At 40.0% G+C, this 10,854-nt stretch carries 8 protein-coding genes and 1 pseudogene; 4 read left to right on the top strand and 5 right to left on the bottom strand.

Going from position 1 to position 10,854, the window contains the following annotated elements; translation table 11 throughout:
* The 4 genes and pseudogenes from ACYSNQ_RS15005 to ACYSNQ_RS14990 form a co-directional block, all read right to left on the bottom strand.
* Nucleotides 1-214 (bottom strand): transposase (locus ACYSNQ_RS15005; RefSeq protein WP_461731384.1); only part of this gene is annotated, 214 nt, incomplete at its 3' end.
* A 94-nt stretch (nt 215-308) separates the two neighbouring features.
* Entirely contained in the window at nt 309-827 is a 519-nt protein-coding gene (locus tag ACYSNQ_RS15000; RefSeq protein WP_426084394.1) for a GNAT family N-acetyltransferase, read from the bottom strand.
* Nucleotides 825-1,070: pseudogene (locus ACYSNQ_RS14995) on the bottom strand (GIY-YIG nuclease family protein); the annotation flags it as partial. The gene ACYSNQ_RS15000 and the pseudogene ACYSNQ_RS14995, both read right to left, overlap by 3 nt.
* Nucleotides 1,060-1,794, bottom strand: coding sequence for a tRNA1(Val) (adenine(37)-N6)-methyltransferase (locus ACYSNQ_RS14990; protein WP_426084391.1), 735 nt, complete (start codon nt 1,792-1,794; stop codon nt 1,060-1,062). The gene ACYSNQ_RS14990 and the pseudogene ACYSNQ_RS14995, both read right to left, overlap by 11 nt.
* Nucleotides 1,795-2,011: 217 nt before the next feature.
* Here ACYSNQ_RS14990 and ACYSNQ_RS14985 point away from each other — a divergent pair, with 217 nt between their 5' ends.
* From ACYSNQ_RS14985 to ACYSNQ_RS14975, 3 genes are all read left to right on the top strand, one after another.
* On the top strand, nt 2,012-2,629 hold the full coding sequence (locus ACYSNQ_RS14985) for a lysophospholipid acyltransferase family protein (protein WP_426084390.1): 618 nt from the start codon (nt 2,012-2,014) through the stop codon (nt 2,627-2,629).
* Between the two features lie 303 nt (nt 2,630-2,932).
* Entirely contained in the window at nt 2,933-4,219 is a 1,287-nt protein-coding gene (locus tag ACYSNQ_RS14980; RefSeq protein WP_426084389.1) for a DUF2130 domain-containing protein, read from the top strand.
* Nucleotides 4,220-4,652: 433 nt separating this feature from the next.
* Nucleotides 4,653-7,853, top strand: coding sequence for a DEAD/DEAH box helicase (locus tag ACYSNQ_RS14975; protein WP_426084388.1), 3,201 nt, complete (start codon nt 4,653-4,655; stop codon nt 7,851-7,853).
* A 208-nt stretch (nt 7,854-8,061) separates the two neighbouring features.
* Here ACYSNQ_RS14975 and ACYSNQ_RS14970 read toward each other — a convergent pair whose 3' ends face one another.
* Nucleotides 8,062-8,769 (bottom strand): HAD family hydrolase, encoded by a 708-nt coding sequence (locus ACYSNQ_RS14970; RefSeq protein ID WP_426084393.1) that lies wholly within the window; start codon nt 8,767-8,769, stop codon nt 8,062-8,064.
* Between the two features lie 204 nt (nt 8,770-8,973).
* Between ACYSNQ_RS14970 and ACYSNQ_RS14965 the strand changes: the two genes are divergently transcribed.
* On the top strand, nt 8,974-10,689 hold the full coding sequence (locus ACYSNQ_RS14965) for an ABC transporter ATP-binding protein (RefSeq protein ID WP_426084387.1): 1,716 nt from the start codon (nt 8,974-8,976) through the stop codon (nt 10,687-10,689).
* Nucleotides 10,690-10,854: the final 165 nt, after the last annotated feature.

Below are 10,854 nucleotides of genomic sequence, written 5' to 3'. Positions count from 1 at the left end.
AAAAGACACGCTGAGTATACGCATACAGAATAATTTTTAATAGCATCTTCGGGTGGTAGGCCGGTCGGCCTAATTGTTCTTCTAATTTATTAAAGAGTGTTTGCGGCATGGCTTCGACTAAGGCATTAACCGCAAAAGCGACATCCGTTTCAGGAATAAACTGTTCCAACTCTAATGGTAAAATCGTTTGATTAATGGTATAATCTTTAAACATAAAAGCACGCTCCTTTTGATTGGGTTTGGTCACTTTAATCATACAAGGCTGTGTGCTTTTTGTGTACCCTAAAATTAAAAAAGTAGGACAATAATCAGATTTTCTTCTGACTATTGTCCCATCCTCTCTTTTGCTTCTCCATTTGGATGTAGCCAAGCTCATTTTCAGGATGAGCTGGATTTTTTAGCTGAAAGCCAAGGCGCTCATAAAAGCCTCTAGCAGTTCGAGAGGCTGCGACCTCTATTCTAGTTGCTCTACTATAGAATGGGTCGTTTTCGATGGTTTGGAATAATGCCGTGCCGATTCCCTTTCCGTGATAATCTGGTGAAACGAAAAAGCTTAGCAGTATACTTTCAGTTAACGAATTGTAGTAGGGGCTGATACCGGCAGCTCCAATAATCGTATCCCCTACTTCAGCAACATAGGTATTTGTAGTTTTTGTCTGTTCCAGAAGTTTTAGCGGAGTATAGTGCTTCGCCAAATCAAGCATTTGATTTTCAGGATAATCTTGACTGTTAATCTCTAAAAAGTTTTTTTTCATTAGTACTGAAACGGCAGCAGCATCACTCTCTTCGAATGGGCGGATAGTAAAGGCTAAAGCTGCCGCTGACAAATACCGTTCTTTTTGTTTGCGTGTTAGCTTTTTGAAGCGATATTCTGCCTTAGTTGCTTCTGTTCGGGAAGAAAATGCTTCCAAGTGAATCATTTTGACAGGTCGTCTTGAAGGAACACGAGTATATTTTGCTCCAGTTCCTGAATTGTGTTCAGCAACTCTACGTTTAGGTTCAGTTGTATAGCCGCCGTAGAAGCTGCCGTCACGGCAATGAAGAACATAAAAATAATGCTTATCTGCCATAGAGCAAGGCCGCCATTTCTGGGTGATAGTCTCCGGCTTTATCCTGGATATAAAATGGAGGAAGGACTCGAAATCCATCTTTTTTCCCCCGTAGAATTCCTTCAACCAAAAGGATATTAGCTTCTTTTTCTGGTTTTGGATAGACAAACTGTATTCTTTTTGGAGCAATATTGAAGGACTGCATGAAATCAAGGATATCAAGAAAACGGTCAGGTCTATGAACCATAGCCAGCCGTCCATTTGTTTTCAGGAGCTTTGCAGAAACCGCAATTACTTCTTCAAGAGAGGTATGGATTTCATGACGGGCAGCTGCTAAATAAGGGTTTGGATTTGTTTTTCTGTCCGGCTGCTCTTTAAAATATGGAGGATTGCAGAGGATAAGGTCAACAGAATCTGGTTTAATAATGGAAGGAGCCTCTTTTAAATCCAATTGAACCATTTCCATTTGATTTTCTAGTTTATTTAATTGAATACTCCGCTCGCCCATGTCTGCCAATCGGGGCTGCAGCTCAATTTGTTTTATTTGAGCGGCGGTTTTTCGGCTGGCGAAAAGCCCGACAGCACCGTTTCCTGCACACAAGTCAACGATAAGTCCTTTCTTTGGTAGGGAAGGGAAATTTGCCAGCAGTACAGCATCCATTGAGAAGGAAAAAACCTCTTTGCTCTGAATGATTTGGATATCATCAGCATATAATTGATCGATACGTTCGCCTTCCAGAAGCATATACTATTCCTCCTTTTTCTTTTTCTAGTCAAAGCATATCTATCATACAAGGTGTTTCTTTGTTTCGCAAGCTGAAAAACGTTTTTTTGAAAACAGATAAAGATTATTTTCAGGAAATTATATCTATGGTATTATGAGGGGAGACTGAAAGCTGGATAAGACAGTTTATCAGCCGAGGTCATCGTGTCACCGAACACAGGAAGAAGGAGAATGAGCGATGTTTTTTACATTTATGCGGGGAGTTGTCCGCGTTGTTCTGTTCATACTTAACGGACGAACACATCTTGTTGGAAAAGACAGATTACCAGAAAATCAAAACTACATTTTAGTAGCGCCTCATAGAACTTGGTGGGAGCCGCTTCATTTAGCAGTAGCAGGATCACCGAAAAAATTTAGCTTTATGGCAAAAAAAGAATTGTTTAAAAACCCAATTTTAAGTTTTATTTTGAAGCATGCAAATGCATTTCCGGTGGATAGAGAGAAACCAGGTCCAAGTGCTATTAAAACACCGATTAAAACGTTAAAGGATACGGAGCTAAGTCTGATTATGTTTCCGAGTGGAACGAGACATTCTTCGGAGCTTAAAGGCGGAGTGGCATTGATTGCTAAACTGGCAAAGGTTCCTATCGTACCTTCTGTTTATCAAGGACCGCTGAAATTTAAAGATTTGTTAAAACGTAAGAGAGTTACTGTTGCTTTCGGCGACCCGATTGATATCAGTGACATTAAGAAAATGGATAAAGATGGGATTGCCGAAGTTGAGCGGCGAATGAATGAAGCCTTTGCTGCCTTAGATCAGGAAGTGGATCCAAGCTTCAAATATGAAGCACAGTAGTAAGAACGTTTGTGTTAGCGGGTGGTTCATGCTGGAAGAGCAGCGGGCTCTCGGGCAGTTTTCAGACGAATTTTAAGTAAGGATGACTGCCAATTATCCAAATTGCAGATGGTGGGATGTGACTCAATGAGTTATGTCCCATTCATTTTTTTATTGAGCGGACAACATGCAGAAAGCTGGGAAATTCATCCTGAAAACTGGGAAGAAAAGCGTATTTTGATATGTAGAATTTTCATGTTAGAATAAGAAGCTATAGAAGAGAATGATGCTCAGTTATAATTTTTATGAGGGAGAAAAGCAGCTATGCACAAAATAATATGCCCACATTGCAGTACGACCTTTACAATTGATGAAGCGAGTTACGCGGATATTTTGAATCAGGTACGGACAAAAGAATTTAATGAAGAAGTTCATGAGAAGCTGGAACAAGCCAAGCTCCAGCAGAAGAGTGAAGTGGCACTTGCGGAGGAAAAAGCTAAGAGCTCCTTTGATCGGCTGTTGTCTGAAAAAGAAAAAGAGATTGCCGAACTGCAGGCTAAGATTAGTGCAGGCGGTCAGGAGCGGCAAATAGCTATTGCTTCAATAGAAAGCAGCATGAAAGAAAAAATTGCTGAACAGGATAAAAAAATAGCAGAGCTGGAAGCAAAGGCTCAGGCTGCTGAAAATGAAAAGAAGCTGGAAATCACACAAGTGGTTTCAGCAAAAGATAAAGAGCTAATGGAGCTCAGCTCGAAAGTTATTCTTCAGGAAAAAGAGAATGAGCTGGAGAAGAATTCTATCAAAGAAAAATATGAAATGGAATTAAAGCAGAAGGAAGAAACTATCGCTTTTTATAAAGATTTTAAAGCCAAACAGTCTACAAAAATGGTTGGGGAAAGCTTGGAGCAACATTGTGAAATTGAATTTAACCGGTTGAGAATGACCGCTTTTCCGAATGCTGAATTCGGTAAAGATAACGATGCCAAAACAGGTAGCAAAGGCGACTACATTTATCGGGAGTTTGACGAACAGGGAACTGAGATTATTTCAATCATGTTTGAAATGAAAAACGAAGGCGATGAAACAGCAACGAAGAAGAAAAATGAACACTTCTTTAAGGAGCTTAATAAGGACCGTCAGGAAAAGAAATGTGAATATGCTATTTTGGTTACAATGCTGGAAGCAGACAATGAGCTGTACAATAATGGCATTGTCGATGTTTCATATGCGTATGAAAAAATGTACGTTATTCGTCCTCAGTTTTTTATTCCGATTATTACCTTACTGCGCAATGCAGCAATGAACTCCCTGAAATACAAGCAGGAAGTAGCTTTGATGCGGGAACAAAATATTGATATCACAAATTTTGAAGAGGATTTAGATACCTTCAAATCAGCCTTTGCAAGAAATTATGAGTTAGCCAGCCGGAAATTCCAGACAGCGGTTGATGAAATTGATAAAACAATAAACCACCTACAGAAGACCAAAGAGGCGCTGCTGTCATCAGAGAATAATCTGCGGCTTGCTAATAATAAGGCTGAGGATTTGACGGTTAAAAAACTAGTACGAAAGAATCCAACAATGAAAGCAAAATTTGATGCATTAGATTAGTGCATCAAATTTTCAGTTCGGAGTTAGCTGCTGTTTTAACTGTAGAGGCAGTTGAAAAGAATGATTGAGTTAGTAAAAAAAAGAATATTCCAGTGATCTTTGAGCGATTAGTCGCTAATCTTTAGGAGTTTGTGAATGTCAGCTTATTTTCAAAAGAACGGCTTCTGAGAGTATTTGATATATGCTCGGATTTGGAAGGCACAGCAAAACGGATAATGCCGTTTTGCTGTGTTTTCTTTTTTGACTTGAAATAGAAAAAATGTTTGCTGATTAATAAATAATTACGAGGTGAAGCTGAGGATTTTGATTCATGAGATGAAGATAAGATAGCCGGTGATTAGAACGAGGCAGACAACCTGCTCATATGCTGTTCTATATCCTTCTTTCTGTGGTAAAATAGAGAGATGTAGATTAGACATGATGGGGTGAGAACATGAAGTGGAGCATACCGGATCGAATCATCAGTCGGGGACGGGAATATTTAAATGAAGGCAGAGTACTCTCGGTTGTTCCAGATTGGGAAAAGCAGATATGGTACGGTGAAGTGCTCGGCAGTGAGCTTTATTTAGTCGAGCTGGATGGCGGACCAAAAGAACAGGACCGTTGTGAATGCCCTTATTGGATGGAGCAAGGCTACTGTAAGCATACAGTAGCTGTTGAGCTTTACTTGAGAGCAAAGGGTGTTCCTAGAATGATGAAAAATCAGCAGCCGCTTATAGGTGTGGAGAAAAAAGCATCAAATGCAGAAATGTTTACAAAAGGATTTGCTAAGCTGCAGCCGTTGCTGGAAGAGAAAACAGGAAAATCGCTAGTCATTGATTATCTCATTGAAGGCATTGAAACAAATAATTATTATCCCGAGCTGGCACTTTTAGGCCTTGCCTTACGTATTGGTATAAATGACGGGAAAAGACGAACCTATGTGGTAAAGAATATTGGCGATTTTTTTCAAAAATTTCAAAAAGAGGAAAGCTTTGGTATCAACAAACAGCATAGCTTTTCGCTGATTCATGAAGCCTTTTCTTCGGAAGATCTCCTGATTTTAAGTCGGTTGGCAGATATTTATCAAACGAGTCAGCTTATGGGAGCTAAGGGTGTTCAGGTTAAGGGGAAAATCGATAAGCGCTATTTGATTCTGCCTGTAGAGCAAGCTCAGGAATTAGTTAGTCAAATGAGTCAGTCTGGCTCGCTTCAGCTGAATACCGGAATTCAAAAATTGCGTAAAGTCAGCTTTTCCAAAGAAAAATTCCCGTTGCGGTTCACAGTTGAAAAGGCTGACAGCGGCCGTTTTATTTTGAAAATCAAACAGCTTTTTAACCCATTTCTGAGTCATTACCATTGGGGAATTTTAGGAGAAACCATCTATTTGTTTACAAGAGAGCAGGAAGAAATCTATAGTATGCTGCTTCAGCTGCTAAAACGGATGGAAAAGGCGGAAATCATCTATGAACGCCAACAGCTTTCTGATTTATTTAGCTCTGTAACCCCTCTTTTAAAAAAAATCGGACATCTTGCTATTGAAGCTGCTGTTGACAAGGAGCTGCTGATTGAACCGCTGAAATTGAAGTTTGTTTTTAGAAAGCTAAAAGATAAAGTCAATGCGCAGGTTGAGTTTCATTATGGTGAGACAATTTTTACAGAGGAAAACGCTGATCAAAACGAGCTGGAGGGGAAAGAGGTCATTCGAGACATCCGCGGAGAACAGACTGCTGTTGAGCTTTTTGAAAAGTTTTCCTATAAAAAAGCTGCTGCAGGATTTGAGAAAAAATTGCCTGCTGGAGAACGTTTATATTACTTTTTCAAAGTAGAAATTCCGGCGTTTCGTCGTCTTGGTGAAGTGCTGATGGGGAAAAAGCTTCGAGAGATGTACCTAGACGCTCAAAGTCATCAGCCTCTTATTGAAGTAGCTGAGTCGGATTCATGGCTGGATGTACGTTTTGATATTGCTGGAGTGGATGAGAACGAAATTGATGCGGCTTTAGCCAGTCTATTGAGAAATGATTCATTTTATACACTGGAATCTGGGGAAATTTTGTCCTTTGATTCTGAAGAATTCCATCAAACGAGTGAAGTTCTTGCAAGGCTTCGCGAGACGATGAAAAATGTGCAGGGAACGGTTCGAATGCCGAAAAGCCAAGGAATGATTTTGGAACGTATGTTGGAAGGGAACAGCCGGGCTGTTTTTTCAGAGTCGTTCCAACAGCTGGTGGCTGATTTGATTCATCCGGAAGCCTTTGATGTATCCCTTCCTGAAAAACTGCAGGCGAAGCTGAGAGCCTATCAGGTTGAAGGATTCAAGTGGCTGAAGATGCTGAGTCATTATGGGTTTGGTGGTATTTTAGCTGACGAAATGGGTCTTGGCAAGACAGTTCAGATGATTACCTATCTTTTATCTGAGAAGGAAGAACAGCGTTTGAAGCATCCGGCATTGATTGTGGCACCTGCCAGTTTAATTTATAACTGGTCTGCAGAGCTTAAGAAGTTTGCCCCCAGCCTGAAGGAAGTGGTAGTTACTGGACAAAAAGAAGGACGTCAAGCAATTTTAGCTACTGCAGACCAGCAGGATATTCTTATAACGTCTTATAACAGCTTTCGACAGGATGTCGAGCTGTATGAAAATGCCGCTTTTGATTATTTGATTCTTGACGAAGCTCAAATGGTTAAAAACAGTGGGACAAAGACTGCACAAGCGTTGAGAAAGCTGATGATTCCACAGCGTTTTGCGTTGAGCGGGACCCCAATCGAAAATTCTCTGGACGAGCTTTGGTCCGTCTTTCAGATTATTCTTCCGGGATTATTGCCGAAAAAACTGTCTTTTCGTGAAATGAAGCCGGAGGAAGTTGCCAGAATTGTACGTCCCTTTATTCTAAGAAGAGATAAGAAAAACGTTCTGGCGGATCTTCCAGAGAAAATCGAGAACAATTTATATAGCACACTGACAGAGGAACAAAAAGCTGTTTACATTGCTTACCTTAGAAAGATGCAGGATGATGTCAGTCAAATGGATCAGGATGCGTTTAAAAAGAATCGAATCAGTATTTTAGCCGGTTTGACCAGACTGCGGCAAATTTGCTGTGATCCGCGTCTGTTTCTAGATGATTATCAAGGAAGTTCTGGAAAACTGGAACAAGTGAAAGTCTTCTTGGAGACAGCAAAAGAAAATAATCGGAAAGTTCTGCTGTTTTCACAGTTTACTAGTATGCTGACTATTTTGGAACGGGAGCTGCATGAGATGGGATTGGAAACCTTCTATTTGAGAGGAAGCACCAATCCAAAGGACCGGTTAGATATGGTGAATGCCTTTAATGCAGGTGAAAGAGATGTTTTTCTAATTTCATTAAAAGCTGGCGGAACAGGACTGAATCTTGTCGGCGGCGATACGGTTATCTTATATGATCTTTGGTGGAACCCGGCAGTTGAAGAACAGGCAGCAGGAAGAGCCCATCGGATGGGGCAGAAAAAAGTCGTTGAAGTCTATCGAATGATTGCCGAGGGAACGATTGAAGAGAAAATGGATCAGCTTCAACAGGAGAAACGAGAGCTGTTTCAGAAGGTTATCCAAGGAAACGAGCAGCAGCTTAGCAAATTGACTGAAGAAGATATTCGGGCAATTCTGAGTATGGGAGACGAATAGCTTCAGCATGTTTGATAAAGCTTTCAGAAAAAAGCTGGATGAAAAAAAGTCACTGGCCAAGTGGACTATGTCCCTTAGTCTAAAAACAAACCGGAATATACTGAGGCTAGCCAACAGTATATTCCGGTTTGTTTTTTGAAGGTTGCAGCAGTCTTGCCTGCCCTTCTTTAAAAATCTGCTATATTCAGAGCTGCATAGCAGGATGTTTTTAGACGAATGATTGAACTGTATCAAATAAATCTTCAAAGGTGCGTACCTCTTTTAAAAATGAAATACCGGTATTTTTGGGCACAGTTCTCAGCCGATGATTGAACCATAAAGACTGCCAGCCGCCGTTATGTGCACCAACCACATCATTTTCAAAGCTATCGCCGATGTAAAGTGTTGTCTCAGGCTCCATGCGAAATTGTTTGGCTGCCAGTTGGAAAATTTCTTTGTCAGGCTTCTGATAGCCAGTGCTTTGAGAAATAATAATATTATCAGAAGGCACCCAGTTTTCTAATTGAAGCTGCTTTACTTTTTTATACTGATGATCTGTAGGTCCATTAGTAATGATACCAAGAGGAATTTGTTTTTCACTTAGGTAATCAAACACTTTCTTCACTTCAGGATGCATGCAGATATTGTCCAACTCATCTTCATAAGCTTCTTGGAAACGGCTGCTTACAGCTTCAGTTGTTGAGGGATAACCTAGGTCCTTCATCGATTCATCCAATCGGAAAAAACGCATATAGGCCAAGGTCCATTCTCCGGTGATACTCTTTTCAAAAGTGACATCGCTATGATGGCGAAAGCGAATGTACAGCTCGTGCATCTTCTCACATGGAAAAGCCGGGAAGATTTTTTTTATAGCAGCTCTAAATGGCTGCTGCTGATCGTATACGGTGTCATCCACATCAAAAACAATTGTGTTAATCAAAAAAAGACAGCTCCTTATGATAATTTTCAGAAAAAATTCAACAGCTTCATTGTAGCTGATTTAGTCAGTGTTGAATAGGCAATTTCCGTAATTTAATTCAGTAAATATTACTGATTTTATCTTTTAAATATTCAACTTCTTTTGCATATAGAATTTTCTTTTCGTATAATAGGAGAAGTGCGTCGAAGAAGGAGGGGAAACATGTTAAAACGATTTTTTAGCTATTATAGACCATATAAAGGGTTATTTATTTTGGATTTTAGTTGTGCTGTACTAGCGGGGCTGTTGGAGCTGGCTTTTCCAGTTGTCGTCAATCAAGTGATTGATAAACTGATGCCTCAGGGGAATTTTCGTCTAATTGCTTTGGCGTGTTTTGGTTTGTTTGCTTTTTATATATTGAATACTATCCTGCAGTTTATAGTGGTTTATTTCGGTCATAAGCTTGGTGTGAATATCGAAACAGATATGCGCCGGGAATTATATCAACATTTACAGACACAGCCGTTTGAGTATTATGACAATCAGAAAACAGGAAAACTAATGAGTCGTCTAACAACAGATTTATTTGAAATTTCTGAAGTCGCCCATCATGGTCCTGAGGATGTTTTCATTACTATAATGACACTGCTGGGATCATTTCTGCTGATGTTGGGCTATCATGTGAAGCTGGCTCTGGCAACCTTTGCCCTACTACCGTTTATCGCTGTAGCATTAATCATTTTTAATAAAAAGATGACAAACATCAATACGAAAATCTACGATAATCTTGGCGATTTCAACGCCGGAGTAGAGGCATCTGTTAGTGGAATTCGTGTTACTCAGTCATTTGCAAATGAGCCGTTTGAACGGGTCCGTTTTGAAGGCCTCAATCAGGCGTATAGAAAATCTAAGATTATGTTCTACAAGCTGATGGGAATCAGCTCGGCATATAACTATTTAATGATTCGTCTCATTAACTTGTTTACATTGATTTTCGGTGGTTATTATACAATCAATGGCGAGCTTTCAGAAGGTGCATTCGTTGCCTTCATCTTGTTAGCTAATGTGTTTGTCCGCCCAATTGAAAAGGTTAATAACATGATTGAAAGCTATCCAAAAGGAATTGCAGGGTTCAAACGTTTTACTGAAGAAATAGACAAAACGCCAACTATTCAGGATCGCCCTAATGCTGAAGCTGTTTCTCATCTAGATGGAGATATTCGTTATGAGGATGTATCATTTTCCTATGCAGATTCAACTAAGGTATTAAATCATATAAATCTTCATATCAAAAAGGGTGAGACGGTCGCCTTTGTAGGACAAAGCGGTTCGGGAAAAACAACCTTGTGTAATCTATTGCCGCGTTTTTATGAAGTAAGTGATGGCAGAATTACCATTGATGACAAAGATATTCGGGATATGACATTAGCTTCACTAAGAGGTCAAATAGGAATTGTTCAGCAGGATGTTTTTCTCTTTCCGGGAACAATTCGAGAAAATATTGCTTATGGTAATTTAGATGCAGATGAAGAACTGATTCAACAGGCGGTGAAACTTGCCCATTTGGAGAAAGTAATTGATTTATTGCCGGAAGGCTTAGATACAATTATTGGCGAGCGTGGCGTCAAACTATCTGGAGGACAGAAGCAGCGGGTGGCAATTGCCAGAATGTTTTTGAAGAATCCGCCTATTTTGATTCTTGATGAAGCAACCTCGGCCCTTGATACGGAAACTGAACAAGTTATTCAGGAATCACTGAACTCCCTTGCTTCAGGTCGTACGACATTAATCATTGCTCATAGACTAGCAACTATCAAACATGCAACTCGTATTATTGTTGTGAGTGAAAATGGTATTTTGGAAGAGGGCACTCATGAACAGCTGCTTGAAAAAGGCGGTCATTATCGCCGGCTGCATGATGCTCAATTCAGGCAGTAAGCATAATAAAGCACATTTCTGTGGAAACTAAGTAGAGAGGTTCTCATAGGCGCGCTGATAATAGGACGCATAACATAATTTATAAGCTATAGCTTGTCTTTAGTGGAGCTGTTTCCAGCGGTTTGGTGTCGGAAACCACTTCAGCAGAGAATAAATAAAAGGACT

Source organism: Enterococcus sp. LJL51, from assembly GCF_054871795.1.
Note: the sequence above shows the minus strand (reverse complement) of the source record. Positions and strands in the feature narration are given on the sequence as shown.